Raw genomic sequence first — 17,205 nt, 5'->3', positions numbered from 1 at the left:
CAATCTGGCCATGCGCATCCCCAATTTGTCTCATTCAATAGATTTTCCGGTGCCGGATAACGAGACACAAAGTATCGCGCTCGTCAGCCCGTTGGTTTTACTGATACAAATCGGCGTACTGAGTTTGCTGATGTTTGCCGGCGGCTGGCTGGGCGGCAAAATGATCATTCCGCCCGGCTATGCCAGTCCGCTATGGCCGCCAGCCGGCATCGCACTGGCTGCGCTATTTATGGGTGGCCGCAGGCTTTGGCCCGGAATCTGGCTGGGTGCGGCGTTCAGCAATTTTCTGGTGACTATTGATTTTTCCGGTCAATTGACCGCGCAAACTGCGATGTCCTCCTTTGCCATTGGCGGCGGCAGCGCCTTGCAGGCGTTGGCGGCTCTGGCTTTATCCAAAGCCTACGTAGAACCGGGTTTGCCCAAATTGGATAGTCCGGCCGCCATCCTTAAGTTTTTTGTCCTGGCCGGGCCGGTAGCCTGTCTGATCGCGCCCAGCGTAGGCGCAGCCGTACTTTATTCATTGGACTTGATGAGCCAGGCGCAACTCTGGTCGTCCTGGCGAAACTGGTGGGTTGGCGACAGTTTGGGCGTGATGATAGTGACGCCGCTATTGTTTTGTTATTTCGGACGCCCCCGTGCGCTTTGGCAGGCGCGGCGCTTGAGTGTCGCGCTACCCTTACTGGGCACGCTGCTGGGTTTGGTGCTGGTATTTTTGCAAGCCTTTCAAGCGGAACGCGCACGCATTCAACAAGCTTTCGATAGTCGGGCTGCCGAGTTAGACCGGCTGCTGGCGGAATATGCAATCGATGTAATCGATAGTACGCTGGCGCTAAGAGATGTATTTCTGGCATCCGGGCAGGTAAGCAGAGCCGAATTTAGCGTGTTTTCCCAGGGCATCCTGCAACGCCATCCGGAAATCCAAGCCCTGGAATGGCTACCTCTGATCACTCAAGCCGATTTACCGGCCTTCGAACAAGCGGTACGCGCCGAAGGATTTCCTGATTTTCGCGTCATCGAACGGGATAGTGCCGGTCAATTGGTGCATGCAAGTGACCGGCAGGAGTATTTTCCGATCATGTTTGTGGAGCCGATGGCCGGCAACGAAAAAGCCTTTGGCTTCGATTCCATGACAAATCCTCTTAGCCGGCAAGCAAAAATCCTGGCCCGCGCCAGCGGTAAACCCACCGCCTCGCAAAAACTGACGCTAATGCAGCGTGACGATACCGATCCCGGTATTTTGGTGTCCATTCCGGTTCGCCGGCATAGCACCGGCGGCGACGTCTTGGATATTACCGGCTATGTCTCGGCAATCTTACTGCCGGCCAAAATGGTGGAAACAGTCACCAGGGGGCTCAACACCGATACGCTGGGTATCAGCATTGATGACCTCAGCGCGCCCGCCGGACAAACGGCTTTGTATGTAAAACCGGTACGCAAACCGGTGTCGCTAAACTACGACTTAAAAAAATGGCAGCATAATTTCGCGTTTGTGGATCGTAATTGGCAAATTACCGTCACGCCGGATAGCGATTTCGTCAACGAACAAGGTTCATCGCTACCTTTGATTACTTTGATCGGCGGGCTCTGTTTTACCAGCTTGCTGAGTATTTTATTGCTGATCATCAGCGGCAGAACCGCCTCCGTGCAAGCTTTGGTGGAAGAGCGCACCCAGGCATTGGCCGACGCGGTTGCGGAATTGGAAGCCGCCGCCAATATCGCCAAGGAATCGGAGTTAAAGCTGCGCACTATCGTCGATTCCGAACCGGAGTGCGTGAAACTGCTCGCGCGGGACGGCAGCCTATTGCAAATGAACCGCGCCGGTCTGGACATGATAGAGGCCGAGACGCTGGAGCAAGCCCAACAAGGACGCATGGAGGATCTGGTATTGCCCAGGTACCGGGCAGCCTTTAAAAAATTGACTCGGCGGGTGTTTGCCGGCGCATCAGGCACACTGGAATTTGAAATCGTCGGCCTGAAAGGCCGGCAACGCTGGTTCGATACCCACGCTGTGCCAATGCGCGATGCGGAAGGCAATATCGTAGCCTTGCTGGGTTTGACCCGCGACATAACCGAACGCAAGCAGGCCGAGGAACATCTGAAACTGGCTGCGCGAGTATTCAGCGAGGCGCACGAAGGTATTTTAATTACCGATCCTGGCGGGATCATCGTCGATGTGAATCCGACTTTTTCCGAGATTACCGGCTATAGCCGCGCTGAAGTGATAGGCCGAAACCCGAGCCTCTTGCAATCCGGTAAATACGGTGCGGATTTTTACCGGGATATGTGGCAAGCCTTGCATGAAGCGCAGCATTGGCAAGGCGAATTGTGGAACCGTAAAAAAAACGGCGAGTTGTATGCTGAGTGGCTAACGGTTTCTGCTTTGTGTGATGCCGACGGCAAGGTCACTCACTATATCGGGCTATTTTCCGATGTCACCCAGGCCAAGCAGCAGCAACAGATGCTGGAATTGTTTGCCCATTACGATCCGCTCACCCGCCTGCCGAACCGGATTTTATTCGCTGATCGCTTGAATCAAGCCATCGCCCATAGCAAGCGGGAGAACACTTTGCTGGCGATTTGCTTCCTGGACCTGGACGGCTTCAAGCCGGTCAACGACCAGTTCGGCCACGACATCGGCGACCGGGTGTTGGTGGAAGTGGCGGAAAGAATCAAAAGCGCGATTCGCGAGGAAGACAGCGTGTCGCGGCATGGCGGCGACGAATTCGCGCTACTACTGGGCGATATAGACTCGATTGAACAATGCGAGCAAACCATCATGCGCATTCACCGGGCGATTGCCCAGCCGTATGTCATCGACGATCAGCCGATTTCGGTCGGCGCCAGCAGCGGTTTTACCGTATATCCGCTGGATGATGCCGACGCCGACGCCTTATTGCGGCATGCCGACTACGCCATGTACCAGGCTAAATTGGCCGGCAAAAACCGTTGCCAGTTGTTCGATGCCAGCCACGACCAACAAATCATGCATCGCCACCAACAACTGCGCGACATCGAAGCGGCGTTTTTAAACAACGAGTTGTGCATGTATTACCAGCCCAAGGTGGATATTAAATCCGGCCAGGTTAAAGGCGTGGAGGCCTTGATCCGCTGGCTGCATCCGCAGCGCGGCATGGTACCGCCGTTGGAGTTTCTACCGGTGATTGCCTCCACCGATCTGGAAATCCGCATCGGCAATTGGGTCATTGCGCAAGCTTGCGAGCAGCTGGCGGGCTGGCATGCGCGCGGCTTGCCGTTGGAGGTCAGCGTCAACATCTCCTCCTATCATTTACTGTGGTCCGGGATTGGCGCTTATATCGAAGACACTTTACGCCTTCATCCGGAACTGGATGCCCGCTACCTGCAATTGGAAATTCTGGAAAGTACCGCATTGGATGATTTGTCGGCAGTAAACCGAATTATCACCAGCTGCCGCGAGCAACTGGGCATCAGCGTGGCCCTAGACGATTTCGGTACCGGCTACTCCTCGTTGACTCATTTGCGGCATCTGTCGGTAGATACCGTGAAAATCGATCAGACCTTTGTCCGTGACATGCTCGACGATCCCGACGACTACGCCATCATCGACAGCGTGATCGATCTCAGTCAGGCTTTTAGCCGGGAAGTCGTGGCGGAAGGCGTGGAAAGTCAGGAACAAGGTATCGTGCTGTTGCTGCTGGGCTGCCATCTGCTGCAAGGTTATGCGATTGCCCGGCCGATGCCGGCAGCGGCGATTGCCGACTGGGTGATTGCTTACCGGCCTTTCGACGACTGGCAAATTTATGCGGATGCCGAGCTGTCGGCGGAACAGGTTGACATAGCGATTCGCCGCTTCGACACCCGGCAGTGGTTGCAGCGGGTCCAGGCCTGCCTGTTCGCAGAGCCGCAAGCTGCCGTGAAAAGCTGGCCCATCATGGACCAGCGTCGTACCCATCTGGGCCGCTGGCTGAAGCAAGTACAACACGACCGACAGTATGCCCAGGATTGGCTGGAACATATCGAACAATTACAGCGGCAATTGCATGTCCTGGCCGAAAGTTTGCTGAAACGCTGCGAGGCCGGCCAGCGCGATGCCGCGCAGGCGGGTTTTAACGATCTGCGGGCTATTCAGCAGCAAATCGACGACATGTTGATTTTGTATACCCCACTCCCCAATTTGGACGCGATGTAGATATTCAATATGGAACCATTGCCCTTAAAAGATATTCATTTGCCCGATTCCGTGGCTTTTTGGCCGCCGGCGCCGGGCTGGTGGTTGTTAGCGGTATTGCTGCCGTTGTTGATTTTTTTGTGCCGGTATTTTTGCAAACGCATCCGCCGGCAGACAGCGGTGAAAACCGCCGGCAAATTGTTATTAGCGCTTCGCCGGGACGGCGGTGCCGACGCCAGACAGACCTTGGTGGCTTTATCGGCTCTGTTGCGGCGCGTAGCCATCAGTACTGCGCCGCGCAGCGATGCGGCCAGCTTACGCGGCGAGGCCTGGCTTAGCTATTTGGATCAGTCATTGCCGGATGCACCGTTTAGCCAAGGCCCCGGCCGTTGCCTGGCCGACGGCCATTACCGGCAAACGCCGCCCGCCGATACCGAACTGGAGGCCTTGTTTGAATTGTGCGAACGCTGGTTGAAACAACAGGCGAAAAAACGATGATCGAATTGTACTGGCCCTGGTTGCTATCTCTATTGCCACTACCGCTGCTATTGCGTTGGCTGTTGCCGGCGCGTGCCGTGGCCCAGCAGGCAGCATTGAAAGTACCGTTTCTGGACGATCTTGGCCCCAGCGAAACGCGGGTGGTCAGCAGCGAACGGCGTTGGCCTTTATGGCTGGCAGCTTTTGCCTGGGCCTGTTTACTGTTGGCCACCGCGCGTCCGCAATGGCTGGGCGAACCCATCGAGCAAGCGGTCAGCGGCCGTGATTTGATGCTGGCGGTGGATGTGTCCGGCAGTATGCAGGAGGAAGATTTCATCATCGGCAAACAGCGCGTGGACCGCTTAACCGCGATTAAACAAGTGGCCGGCGAGTTTATTCAGCGCCGGGTCGGCGACCGCCTGGGCTTAATCCTGTTCGGCACGCAAGCTTACTTGCACGTGCCGTTAACCTTTGATCGCAAGACCGTGCAAACCTTGTTGCACGAGGCGTTTATCGGCATCACCGAGGATGATCCGAAAACCTCCATCGGCGACGCCATCGGCTTGGCGATCAAGCGCCTGCAACAACAGCAAGATGCCAGCCGCGTGTTGATTTTATTGACCGACGGCGCCAATACCGCCGGCGAATTAACGCCGCTAAAAGCCGCCGAACTGGCGGCGGAGCATCACCTAAAAATTTACACAATAGGCATAGGTGCCGACGAAGTGTTGGTGCGCAGCCTGTTCGGCACCCGCCGCGTCAATCCGTCCGCCGATCTGGACGAAAAAACCCTGACTGCGATTGCCGATACGACCGGCGGCCATTATTTCCGGGCGCGTAATACCGAAGAACTGGAAAAAATCTACCGGATGCTGGATCAGCTGGAGCCGGTTGAAAAAGACAAACAATATTTTCGGCCGCGCAGCGAGTTGTTTTATTGGCCGCTGGGTCTGGCTTTGCTATTGACGGGATGCTTAACCTTGGCCCGCTTGAGGTGGTCATGAATTTTGCCGATTTTCATTTCCTGCGGCCCTGGTGGTTGCTGGCATTATTGCCGGCCGCGCTGTTTTTGATTTTGCTGGTGCGGCATCGACAAGGACGCGGCAACTGGAGCGAGGTGTGCGATGCCGAGTTGCTGCCCTTTATTTTGCAAGACAAACCGTTGCAAGCATCGCGTGGCCCTTTGTTCGGTGCCGGCTTTGCCGCGTTGCTAACCATAATCGCCCTGGCCGGCCCCACTTGGCAGCGCTTGCCCGGCCCGGCCTTTAGAAACGATGCCGCGCTGGTGATTGCGCTGGATTTGTCCAAGTCCATGGATGCCGCCGACATCAAACCCAGCCGTATCGCCAAGGCCCGTTACAAAATTGCCGATTTATTAAAACAGCGCAAAGACGGCCAAACTGCATTACTGGTCTACGGCGGCGATGCGTTTACCGTCACACCATTGACCAACGATACCGCGACCATTGATAGCCAGCTAAGCGCCCTGACCACCGACATCATGCCCAGTCCGGGCAGCAACACCAGTGCGGCATTGAATGCGGCGGTGGCATTGCTGCGCCAGGCCGGCTTGGTCAAGGGGCATATCCTGCTGGTCACCGACGGCGTTGATAGCGATGTCGCCGAGCAGGCCGAACACTGGTTGGGCGATTACCGGCTCTCGGTACTGGCGATGGGCACGCCGGAAGGTGCGCCTATCCAGCTACAAGGCGCAGGATTTTTAAAAGATAGCAATGGTGCCATCGTGGTCGCCAAGTTGGACGAAGCGGCCCTGAGCACGTTGGCGCAACACGGTCGCGGCATTTACCAGCCGGTGACGGCAAACGATGCGGATGTCGAGAATTTGGGGCGTTTATTCAATAGCGCCGAAACCGGTAAAGAAAACTTGGATAGCAATCTGTTGCTGCAACAATGGGATGAAAAGGGGCCCTGGCTGTTATTGCTTGTGTTACCGTGGGCGGCTTTGCAATTTAGAAAAGGTTTGTTATTGGCCTTGCTGTGCCTGTTGCCGTTGCCGAAAAACAGCTACGCGCTGGACTGGCAGAGCTTGTGGCAAACGCCGGATCAACGCGCCAAGCAGGCTTTCGAGCAACAGCAATATCAACAAGCCGCCGAGCAGTTCGACAATCCGGATTGGCGCGCCGCCGCCCAATACAAGGCCGGTAAATTCCAAGAAGCCGCCGAGACCTTGAAAAACACCCAAAGCGCGGAAGGCCATTACAACCGCGGCAATGCCTTGGCTCAGGCCGGCCAGTTGCAAGAAGCCGTGCAAGCCTATCAGCAGGCGCTGCAACTTGATCCTAAGCATCAGGATGCGAAATACAATAAGGAGCTGGTCGAGAAGAAGCTGAAAGAACAGGAACAGCAGCAGGAGAATCAACAGCAAGACCAGCAAAAGCAGGACAAACAGGATTCGTCCGAGCAACAGCAAGAACAGCAACAACAGGATGGCAAGTCCGATCAAGCCGACAAAGATGCGCAGCAGGAGCAAAAACCGCAAGACCAGCAAAAAGCCGACGCCAAGCAGGACGCGGAACAAAATAAGGCGAAAGAAGACCAACAATCCGAAGCCGAGGCCAAACAGCAAGCTGAGCCGCAGCCGCCCAAGCAAGAGCCGACAGACCATGAACAAGCCGCGCAAGCCACGGAAAAAAACGAAACCGAGCGCGCCAACGAGCAATTGTTGAAGCGCATACCCGACGAGCCGACGGGCTTACTAAAGCGTAAATTCAAATATCAATACGGTCAGCGCAATCGAGCTAACCCGACCGGTCCGGCCTGGTAAATTGACGGATCGGGAATCCGGAATGAATTAGCCTAAGACCGACACATTTTAATTTTGGACGCGATGAAACGATGGATATTGGCCTGATACTGATTTTAATCCTGATCAACGGTGTGTTTGCAATGTCGGAAATGTCGCTGGTCTCTTCCGGACTGGCGCGCTTGCAGAAATTGGCCGGCGAAAAACGCGGGGGGGCGCGCACCGCGCTGAAATTGCACCAGGATCCGTCGCGGTTTTTGTCTACCGTGCAGGTTGGCATTACCTCGGTCGGCATTCTCAGCGGCGCGCTGGGCGAGGATGCCTTGACCGAGCCGCTGTATCGGCAACTGCTGAACATTCCCCTGCTGGCGCCCTATGCCCAGAGCATTGCATTAATCGCCACGGTATTTCTGATTACTTATTGTTCGGTAGTCATAGGTGAACTGGTGCCTAAGCGACTGGCCTTGCTACATCCGGAGCGGATTGCGGTGTTTATCGCCCGGCCCATGCACACCCTGTCACTGGTTGCCAGCCCTATCGTCTGGCTGCTGTCTTCATCCAGTACGCTGATACTGCGGCTATTTGGCGCGCATCGGCCGCCGCAGACCAGTGTCACCAACGAAGAAATCAAACTGCTGATGGAAATCGGTGCGGAGTCCGGGGTATTTCATGCCAGCGAAAGCCATTTGGTCGGTAACGTCTTGCAACTGGATGAACAAATGCTGGGTGCGGCCATGACGCCCCGGCAACAAATATACGCTATTGATTTAAGCGATCCGGAAGCGACAGTGCGCGCCGAAATCGCCGACTGTCCTTACGCCCGGGCAGTAATTTGCCGGGACGGTCTGGAAAATGTGGTCGGAATCTTGCAAAGAAGCGATCTGCTGAAACTGGCGATGGCCGGCGAGACCTTGGATATAGCGCCGATCCTGCATACGCCGCTATACGTGCCGGAAGCCATGACGCTAAGGCAATTACTGGAGTTTTTCCAGGAAAAGCGAGCCGATCTGGCGCTGGTCGTCGACGAATATGGCGATATTGAAGGCTTGGTCACGCTGAGTGATGTCCTAAAAGCCATCGTCGGCCATCTGCCCAGCCGCACCAATCTGGACGTCGATGTGGTGCAACGTAGCGACGGCTCATGGTTGGTGGATGGCGGCTTATCGATTCAGCGTTTGAAGAGGGTGATCGGTATAGACGGCAATTTGCCCGGCGAAGCCGACAACGCCTATCACACCGTCGGCGGCTTTATTTTGTTTTACCTGGAAAAAATTCCCCAAGTAACGGACAACTTCGAATATCGGCAGTGGCGTTTCGAGATCGTCGACATCGACGGTACTCGTATTGACAAGGTGTTGGTCAGCGCCAAGCCGCCCGAGGCCGCAATTTAACGCTTTGCCAAATTGGGTTTGTCGGCCTAAAGCGCAATAGGCGACACCTGAGTTATACGCCAACATTGCTTGCATCGGCATTCGCTTTACATCGTTAGATTACCTGACGACCTAGAAAATCACCTGGCAACGTAGAAATAGCCCGTGATTTGTTAGTTGTTTGAAAAGATTTTTTGCTTAAAGGAAATACCATGAAAGCCAAGCTCCATACGCCATTCCGCTCTTCGCCGCTTATGGCAGCGCTGTTTTTGCTGAGTTTTGCCCTGCCCGCCCTTGGCGCGGATCATAAACCGTTACTGGAAGCCTCGCCCGCCTTGCTAAAGCTGCTGAGCATCGCCGAGGTTAAACCCGGCGAAGTCGCCGAGTCGCTGAATCTTTCGGCCAGGGTGGAATTGGATCAACACAGAGTCGCGCGCATCGGCGCCTCGGTTACCGGGCGGATTACCGAAATCGATGCCATGCTCGGTCAAGCCGTAAAAAAGGGCGAACGTCTGGCGCTACTGAACAGTACCGAACTGGGTAAAGCACAGTCCGACTATTTAAAAGCCGCGTCGCAAGTCAATTTACGGCGGATTACCGTCAAGCGCGCCGAGCGCCTGCTGGAAAGCGGCGTGATCTCGGAAGCCGAGTTTCAGGAGCGGCAGAGCGTGTTGACTGAAGCGGATGTGGATTTACGCGCCGCCGCCGACCAGTTGCGGGTCATGGGCATGAGGGATGCCGATTTGCAGCGTATAGACAAACAGCGCAGCATTCACTCCTTTTCGCCGGTTACCGCCAGCATAGACGGCGTCGTCATCGAACGAAACGTCGCCATCGGCCAGGTGGTGCAGCCGGCAGACGCCTTGTATACCGTTGCGGACTTGTCGCAGCTGTGGCTGGTGGCGGAAATTCCCGAGCAACAAGCGCATTGGGCGCGGCAAGGCGATCAAGCGTTCGCCGAAGTGCCTGCACTGCCGGGGCAGGAAGTTAGCGGCAAACTGATTTACGTCGCCGATATGGTCGATTCGGACACCCGCACGGTGACGGTGCGCATGGCCCTGGCCAATCCGCAGCGTCTGTTTAAGCCGCAGATGCTGGCAACACTGAAAATCAGCAAGCCCGGTTCGCAATCTTTGATCGTGCCCAGCCAGGCCGTGGTCAGGGAAAATGATAAGGATTTTGTGTTTGTGGAAACCGCTGCCGCACGTTTTGAGTTGCGCCCGGTACGTTTGGGCCGCGAAGAAGCGCAGAAACGGCCCTTACTGGAAGGTTTGAAAGCGGGTGAAAAAATTGTCGTGGGCGGCGCGTTTCATTTAAATAACGAACGCCTGCGCAGCACTTTGGAGTAGAGCATGATTAATAGCCTAATAGCAGCCGCTCTGCATCAACGTGTTCTGGTGGCGGTGCTGGCAGTGGCGGTCACGCTGTTCGGCGTGCGCGCCGTGCAGCAGTTGTCGGTGGATGCATTTCCGGATGTCACCAATATCCAGGTTCAAATTGCCACCGAAGCGACCGGCAAATCGCCGGACGAAGTGGAACGCCTGGTCACCGTGCCCTTGGAAATAGCGATGGCCGGCCTGCCGGGTCTGGAAGAAATGCGTTCGATGAATAAGAACGGCTTGTCTTTGATCACGTTAATTTTTACCGATAAGACCGAGGTTTACTTTGCCCGGCAGTTGGTGATGGAGCGGCTGATAGAGGTGAAGCAGCAGATGCCGCAAGGCATCAATCCGGTGCTGGGGCCGGTGTCCACCGGCTTGGGCGAGGTGTATCAATACACCTTGGAACGCGACGACGACGGTCAGCGGGCCTTGACCCAGGAGGAATTGCAACAGCGCCGCGAAGCCCAGGACTGGGTGGTACGGCCGTTGCTGCGCGGGATTCCCGGCGTGGCGGAAATCAACTCCCAGGGCGGCTATGTCAAGCAATACCAGGTGTTGGTTGACCCCAACCGCTTGCATCATTACCGGATTTCATTGACTGAAGTATTCGAGGCGCTGGCCAGAAATAACGCCAACAGCGGCGGCGGCGTACTGCCGCATTATGCCGAGCAATATCTGATTCGCGGCGTCGGCTTGATCAACGACGTCAAGGACATCGGCAATATCGTCTTGAAGGAAGAAGACTCCGTACCGGTGCATATGCATGATGTCGCCGAAGTCAAAATCGGCCACGAAGTCCGGGCGGGTGCAGTGCTCAAGGACGGCTACACCGAATCCGTGGGCGGCATTGTCATGATGCTGCGCGGCGGCAACGCCAAGGAAGTGGTCAGTCGTATTAAGGCGCGAGTGGCGGAAATCAACGCGAAAGGCATGCTGCCGCATGACCTGAAAATTGTTTCCTATTACGACCGTAGCGATTTGGTGGATGCGGCTTTGCATACCGTGACCAAAGTTCTGCTGGAAGGCATTGTGTTGGTGGTGATCGTGTTGTTCCTGTTTCTGGGCGATGTCCGCTCCAGTCTGATCGTGGTCAGCACCTTGATCGTCACGCCCTTGGTGACGTTTATCGCGATGAATCAGCTGGGTCTGTCCGCCAATTTGATGTCGCTGGGCGGCTTGGCGATTGCCATTGGTTTAATGGTCGACGGTTCGGTGGTCGTGGTGGAAAACGCTTTTCGTTTGCTCGGCGAACGCAAGGGCCGCGCTACCAGCCGGGTGCGCGTGGTGCAGACCGCGGCACAGGAAGTGGCCACGCCGGTATTGTTCGGTGTCGGCATCATCGTGCTGGTATTTTTGCCGCTGATGACGCTGCAAGGCATGGAAGGCAAGATGTTCGCGCCGCTGGCTTATACCATTGCGATTGCCTTGCTGATTTCGTTGATCGTGTCGTTGACCTTATCGCCGGTACTCTGTGCCTTTTTACTGGAAGGTCACGACGGCGAACATGACACCCGGCTGATCGCTTTCATCAAGCGGATTTATTTACGGATGCTGGATTGGGCGATGGCCAATCGGCTGAAGGTGGTGGGCGGTGCGGTCGGTGTGTTTGCCGCGACTTTAGCCTTACTGCCCTTGCTGGGCACATCGTTCATTCCGGAAATGAAGGAAGGCTCCATCGTGCCGGGCATTAACCGGATGCCGAACATTTCGCTTGAGGAAAGCATCAATGTGGAGATGCAGGCGATGAAAATGGTGATGGCAATCCCCGGCGTAAAAACTGTGGTTAGCGGTGTGGGGCGCGGCGAAAGTCCCGCCGATCCGCAAGCGCAAAACGAGTCCACGCCTATCGTTACATTAAAACCGCGGGAAGAATGGCCGAAAGGCTGGACTCAGGACGACATTGCCGATGCGATGAGCACGAAACTCACCGAAAACTTGCCCGGCATGCAGGTGGTGATGGCCCAGCCGATTTCCGACCGGGTGGATGAAATGGTCACCGGCGTGCGTTCCGACGTGGCGGTGAAAGTCTTCGGTGACGATCTGGCTGAACTGAAACGCCTGGCAGACGCCATTGCCGGGGTGGCGAACGACGTGAACGGTGCCCGCGATATTCGGGTCGAGCGTTTGACCGGCCAGCAATATTTGAATATTACCGTCGATAGGCAGGCCATTGCGCGCCACGGTTTGAATGCCTCGGACATTCACGATGTCATAGAAACCGCGATAGCCGGCAAGGTGGCTACCGAGATTTATCAAGGCGAACGGCGCTTTTCGGCGGCGGTGCGTTTGCCGGAGCGATTTCGTAACAATATCGGTGCCATCGATGCGTTGATGCTGACGTCTGCGAACGGTGCCCGCGTGCCGCTGGGCGATGTCAGCAATATCACCTTAAACGATGGTCCGGCCTTGATCAGCCGGGAAATGGGTAAGCGCCGGATTGTCGTGGGGATTAACGTGCGCGACCGGGATTTGGGCGGCTTCGTCGCCGAGCTGCAAAAAGCCGTGGCGGACAAAGTGCAATTGCCGGAAGGCTATTATCTGCAATGGGGCGGCCAATTTCAGAATATGGAACGGGCTTTGGGGCATTTGCAGATGATTATTCCGGTCACTATCGCGGCGATTTTCTTTTTGCTGTTTATGTTGTTTAAATCGCTGCGCTTTGCCGCGTTGATTATTCTAGTGCTGCCGTTTGCGTCGATTGGCGGCATCATCACGCTGTTTCTCAGCGGCGAATACCTTTCGGTACCGGCGTCGGTGGGATTCATCGCCTTATGGGGCATCGCGGTGCTGAACGGCGTGGTGTTGGTCTCGTATATTCGCTCCCAGCGCGAAAGCGGCCTGAGTCTGGAGTATGCGATACGCCGCGGTTGCGAACAACGTTTTCGGCCGGTGATGATGACCGCCACGGTGGCCTTGCTGGGTCTGGTGCCGTTTTTATTCGCCATCGGCCCAGGTTCGGAAGTGCAAAAACCCCTGGCTATCGTGGTGATCGGCGGCTTGATTAGTTCGACGCTGCTGACCTTGGTGGTATTGCCGGTGTTATACGGCTGGTTTGATGACCGTCCTGATGTTCATAAACCTTTTTCAATGAAGTAAATGATCCATTGTATGCATAGACATAGTTACTCGTGGCTGCTGTATGGCCTGTTAATGCTGCTCAGCGCCGCGATACAGGCGGCGGAGATTCAAGTAGCGGTTGACCGCAACCCGGTTGGCATTAACGAATCGTTTCAAATTACCTTTACCGCCAGCGAAGAGCCGGACGGCAATCCGGAGTTTGCGCCCTTGCAGGAGAATTTTGAAATTCTCAGTCAGCAGCGCAGCACCAGCTCCTCTTGGGTCAACGGCAAAAGTAGCCGGACTGAACAATGGATAGTCCGGGCGATGGCCAAACAAGCCGGCGAGTTGTTTATCCCGCCGATTGCCTTCGGTGCCGATAGCAGCAAGCCGTTAAAACTGGTCGTCAACGAAAATACCGCCGCTCCGCAAGGCAACGACGACATATTTCTGGACGTGACCGCCACGCCCGAGCAACCTTACGTGCAGTCGCAGGTGCTGTACACGCTGAAGTTGTTCCGCAAAGTACAGATTACCCAGGCCAGCCTTAGCGAGCCGGAAATTAAGGATGCGCTGGTCGAAAAGCTGGGCGAGGACAGCACCTACGCCACCCAAGTCAAGGGCGTGGATTACTGGGTGACCGAGCGCAAATATGCCATTTTTCCGCAACAGAGCGGGGTATTTACCATTGCGCCGCTGATTCTGAATGCCGAATACCTGAGCAATCAACGCCAACCGCGTTTCAACGGCTTCTTCAATCGGCCGGATACCGAAACTCGGCGGGTGGCTTCAAAAGCCATCACTTTAAACGTGCAAGCGGTGCCGGCCAGCTTTAAAGGCCCGAACTGGTTGAGCGCCGAGTCATTAACACTCAGCGAAGCTTGGTCCGACGCCGGCTTGCAAACCAAAGTGGGCGAACCCTTGACCCGCACGCTGACGCTGAGCGCGAAAGGCACCACGGTCGGCCAGTTGCCGGAGCTGCTCGATAAAACCGCTATCGACGGCATCAAAACCTATCCCGACCAACCGCTGCTGAAGGAAGATAAGGAAAGCGACGGCTTAACCGCGCTGCGCGAGGAAAAAATCGCCTTCATCCCTTCCAAACCCGGCGAATATACCTTGCCGGCGCTGGACATCGTTTGGTTCAACACCAAAACTCAGAAAACGGAAACCGCGCACCTGCCTAGCGTCAAGCTCACGGCCTTAGCCGGCAGCACGGATGCCCAAAATTCCGCACCGCCCGCTACATCAAGCACGCCGCAAGAGCCGGTAACTAATCCAATGATCACGTCGCCGATTACCGTGACCAACAGCAGCGACACCCGCTTTTGGCAAGCGGTATCGGCGACCTTGGCGCTGGGCTGGCTGCTGACTATTGTTGTGTTTTATCGCCGCCCTTCCGGCAAAGTATCAACGAACAAGCCTGTTGAACGGGTGCCGGAAACCGCTATGGAAAAGACCCTGAAACGTGCTTGTTGGGAAAATAACCCGCAGGCCGCCAAACAGGCCTTGCTGCAATGGGGGAAGGCCGAGTTCGGCGCGGAGAGTCTGGGTGCAATTGCGGCGCATTGTCCCGAGGCACTTCGTGAAGAGATTTTGGCGTTGAATCGCTTGCTATATTCTGGGCGGAATCAAGATTGGCAAGGCCGGAATCTTTGGCAGGCGTTTTCCGCTAAACCCGCAGCGGTCAACAGTAAAGGGAAAAACGACGACGGTTTGGAGCCCTTATTCAAGATTTGAAGTTCGAAGTCGTAGAGGCGCAGAATCTTGCGTCTCTGCGACGATGATTTATAGCTTAGCCGCGCCCGTTCAGATGCGCCAACGCCATATACAAGGCAGCAATCGAGCGGGCTTCACTGCATTCGCCGCTGGCTAGCAAGGTATCGATACTATTCAAGGGCCAAGGTACCACTTGCAGTTCTTCAGGTTCGTCGCCGACCAATTTTTCCGGATACAGGTCTTCAGCAAGAATAATATCTATCGTGTGTTCCAGATAGGCCGGCGCCAGCGATACCCGGTGCAAATGGTGTAATTTGGCCGCGCCGTAACCGATTTCTTCTTTTAACTCACGGTTGGCGGCGTCCAGCATATCCTCGCCGGCATCCAGCTTGCCTTTCGGTAAACCCAGCTCGTAACGATGGATGCCGGCGGCGTATTCCCGAACCAGCAGCACAGTATCTGCATCCAGCATCGGCACCACCAGTACCGCGCCGTGCGAGGCGCTGCGGGCCAGGCGCTCGTATTGGCGGCGCTCGCCGTTACTAAACTCCAGGTCCAGCGCTTCGATGCAGAATTGCCGGGTTTGGGCGATGACGGTTTGTTTGAGGATTTTCGGTCTGTTGGGCATCGGCTCAGCTTCTAAAGCTTGGTTGTTGGTTGGTTTGCTGACGTGGGTTTGCTTTCAATGCCAAGATCGGCGTGAAAGCACTTTCAACTGTTCGCTAACTTAAAAAAACCCACCACGCTTTGCAGTTGTTCGGCTTGGCCGTTCAATTCCTCGGCGGTTGCGGCCATTTCTTCCGAGGCGGCTGCGTTTTGTTGCGTCACTCTGTCCAACTGCCGCATGGCCTCGCTGATTTGTTTGATACCGCTGGCTTGTTCTGCTGACGCGGCATTGATCTCTTGGACCAGGTCCGCTGTTTTCACGATGTCCGGCAGCACATGGCCGATGAGCACCCCGGCTTTTTCCGCAATCGAGACGCTGTTGGACGCCAACTCGTTGATTTCTGCCGCCGTCGTGCGGCTGCTTTCCGCCAATTTACGGACTTCCGCCGCCACCACCGCAAAACCTTTACCGTGTTCGCCGGCCGAGGCGGCCTCGATTGCCGCGTTTAAGGACAATAAATTGGTTTTGTAGGCAATGTCTTCGATCAGCCCGATTTTTTTGGCGATATGTTTCATGGCATTGACGGTTTCGATTACCGCTTCGCCGCCTTGCTTGGCCTCGCTGGCGGATTTGCCGGCCATCTGTTCGGTGACATGAGCATTTTCGGTATTTTGTTGCACCGAGGCGCTGAGTTGTTCGATGGAACTGGTGGTTTCTTCGACACTGGCCGCCTGCTCGGTGGTGGCTTGGCTGATCGATTGCGCGGTTGCGCTGACTTCCTTGGAGGCCGAACTTAACACGTCGGCATTACCCAGAACTTGCTGGACGACGTTACTAAGCTGGTCGCGCATGCCTTTTAAATCGTACAACAAACTGTTGGTGTCGCCTTCCCGCAGCTCTATAGCCACGGAAAGGTCGCCGGCGGCCATGGTATTGACCGCTTCAGCGGCATAGCCGGGTTCTCCGCCAAGTTGCGTCATTAAGCTTTTGGTGATCAGATAGCCGGCAACGCCACCAATCAGCACTGAAATTAGCGCCAGCGTGGTAATCAAATTCACGCTTTGATTGACCGTTTCCTTGGCTTCTAATCCGGATTGTTTCATTAGCTTGGTTTGGAAATCAATTAGCGCGTCCACCGAATCTATATACTCGGTTTGCAACTTCCTGACTTGGGACAGCAGAAAATCCGCCGCTTCCGCTTGCTTGCCATCGCCGGCCAATTTGATGAACTGATCCTGGGCATTTACGTAAGGTGTCCGGGCATCCAACACTTTTTTGAGTGCGGCTTTGCCTTCCGCGCTGCTAATACTCTCGTCGAGTTTATCCAGGTTTTCCTTGATAGCTCGCCGTGCGTCTTGAATACGGGCCAGTTCCTTATCGATGGTGGCTCGGTCTTTGATAATCAGGGTATTGCGCATCGAGCGGGCAATCACATTGATGTTGCCGATGACGTCATTGGCCCAGACTGTTTTCGGAAATTTATCGTTGACCATGTTGTCGATGTTGGACAATAGGTCATTCATGCTGTTGATGCTGATGCCGGCAATCATGGCCAGCAGCAGCAAGACTCCGCTAAAACCCAAGCCTAAACGGGTTCTCACTTTCATGGTACTCATGAATTTAACTCCTTTCGACGGTTGATGCCGTGACAGAACAGATATAAAAGCTTTTAATCCTTTTTC

Annotated in this window: 10 protein-coding genes; 8 read left to right on the top strand and 2 right to left on the bottom strand. The window is 55.4% G+C overall.

Features of this window, described 5'->3' with window-relative positions; translation table 11 throughout:
- Positions 1-25: 25 nt before the first annotated feature.
- The 8 genes from QLH52_RS20560 to QLH52_RS20525 all read left to right on the top strand — a co-directional run bounded on the left by QLH52_RS20560 (position 26) and on the right by QLH52_RS20525 (position 14,937).
- The gene (locus QLH52_RS20560) at positions 26-4,168 is read left to right on the top strand and encodes an EAL domain-containing protein (RefSeq protein ID WP_319962788.1); all 4,143 of its coding nucleotides are present in this window, start codon (positions 26-28) and stop codon (positions 4,166-4,168) included.
- Positions 4,169-4,177: 9 nt separating this feature from the next.
- A complete protein-coding gene (locus QLH52_RS20555) occupies positions 4,178-4,645 on the top strand; it encodes a DUF4381 domain-containing protein (RefSeq protein ID WP_319962787.1) in 468 nt (155 codons plus the stop codon).
- A complete protein-coding gene (locus QLH52_RS20550) occupies positions 4,642-5,628 on the top strand; it encodes a vWA domain-containing protein (RefSeq protein WP_319962786.1) in 987 nt (328 codons plus the stop codon). The genes QLH52_RS20555 and QLH52_RS20550 overlap by 4 nt, the downstream gene beginning before the upstream one ends.
- Positions 5,625-7,409: a vWA domain-containing protein gene (locus QLH52_RS20545; protein WP_319962785.1), complete on the top strand. Its 1,785-nt coding sequence runs from the start codon at positions 5,625-5,627 to the stop codon at positions 7,407-7,409. The genes QLH52_RS20550 and QLH52_RS20545 overlap by 4 nt, the downstream gene beginning before the upstream one ends.
- 71 nt (positions 7,410-7,480) lie before the next feature.
- The gene (locus QLH52_RS20540; RefSeq protein ID WP_319962784.1) at positions 7,481-8,779 is read left to right on the top strand and encodes a hemolysin family protein; all 1,299 of its coding nucleotides are present in this window, start codon (positions 7,481-7,483) and stop codon (positions 8,777-8,779) included.
- Between the two features lie 191 nt (positions 8,780-8,970).
- Positions 8,971-10,107 carry an efflux RND transporter periplasmic adaptor subunit gene (locus QLH52_RS20535; protein ID WP_240348139.1) on the top strand — a complete coding sequence of 379 codons (1,137 nt, stop codon included), beginning with the start codon at positions 8,971-8,973 and terminating at the stop codon, positions 10,105-10,107.
- A gap of 3 nt (positions 10,108-10,110) precedes the next feature.
- Positions 10,111-13,236 carry an efflux RND transporter permease subunit gene (locus tag QLH52_RS20530; RefSeq protein ID WP_319962783.1) on the top strand — a complete coding sequence of 1,042 codons (3,126 nt, stop codon included), beginning with the start codon at positions 10,111-10,113 and terminating at the stop codon, positions 13,234-13,236.
- Positions 13,237-13,248: 12 nt separating this feature from the next.
- Positions 13,249-14,937, top strand: coding sequence for a BatD family protein (locus QLH52_RS20525; protein ID WP_319962782.1), 1,689 nt, complete (start codon positions 13,249-13,251; stop codon positions 14,935-14,937).
- Between the two features lie 55 nt (positions 14,938-14,992).
- Here the strand turns inward: QLH52_RS20525 and nudE are convergent, their stop codons facing one another.
- Positions 14,993-15,544: an ADP compounds hydrolase NudE gene (gene nudE / locus QLH52_RS20520; protein WP_033157587.1), complete on the bottom strand. Its 552-nt coding sequence runs from the start codon at positions 15,542-15,544 to the stop codon at positions 14,993-14,995.
- 83 nt (positions 15,545-15,627) lie between these two features.
- A complete protein-coding gene (locus QLH52_RS20515) occupies positions 15,628-17,139 on the bottom strand; it encodes a methyl-accepting chemotaxis protein (protein ID WP_319962781.1) in 1,512 nt (503 codons plus the stop codon).
- Positions 17,140-17,205: the final 66 nt, after the last annotated feature.

The organism is Methylomonas defluvii (genome assembly GCF_033949435.1).
Classification (GTDB): domain Bacteria; phylum Pseudomonadota; class Gammaproteobacteria; order Methylococcales; family Methylomonadaceae; genus Methylomonas; species Methylomonas defluvii.
The sequence above is the reverse complement of the archived record's forward strand: the minus strand, read 5'-3'. Positions and strand labels throughout refer to the sequence as shown.

Bases quoted from the DNA above. Each gene is read 5' to 3' on its own strand.
- QLH52_RS20555 (WP_319962787.1), top strand. From the start codon at position 4,178: ATGGAACCATTGCCCTTAAAAGATATTCATTTGCCCGATTCCGTGGCT.
- QLH52_RS20550 (WP_319962786.1), top strand. From the start codon at position 4,642: ATGATCGAATTGTACTGGCCCTGGTTGCTATCTCTATTGCCACTACCG.
- QLH52_RS20545 (WP_319962785.1), top strand. From the start codon at position 5,625: ATGAATTTTGCCGATTTTCATTTCCTGCGGCCCTGGTGGTTGCTGGCA.
- QLH52_RS20540 (WP_319962784.1), top strand. From the start codon at position 7,481: ATGGATATTGGCCTGATACTGATTTTAATCCTGATCAACGGTGTGTTT.
- QLH52_RS20535 (WP_240348139.1), top strand. From the start codon at position 8,971: ATGAAAGCCAAGCTCCATACGCCATTCCGCTCTTCGCCGCTTATGGCA.
- QLH52_RS20530 (WP_319962783.1), top strand. From the start codon at position 10,111: ATGATTAATAGCCTAATAGCAGCCGCTCTGCATCAACGTGTTCTGGTG.
- QLH52_RS20525 (WP_319962782.1), top strand. From the start codon at position 13,249: ATGCATAGACATAGTTACTCGTGGCTGCTGTATGGCCTGTTAATGCTG.
- nudE (WP_033157587.1), bottom strand. From the start codon at position 15,544: ATGCCCAACAGACCGAAAATCCTCAAACAAACCGTCATCGCCCAAACC.
- QLH52_RS20515 (WP_319962781.1), bottom strand. From the start codon at position 17,139: ATGAGTACCATGAAAGTGAGAACCCGTTTAGGCTTGGGTTTTAGCGGA.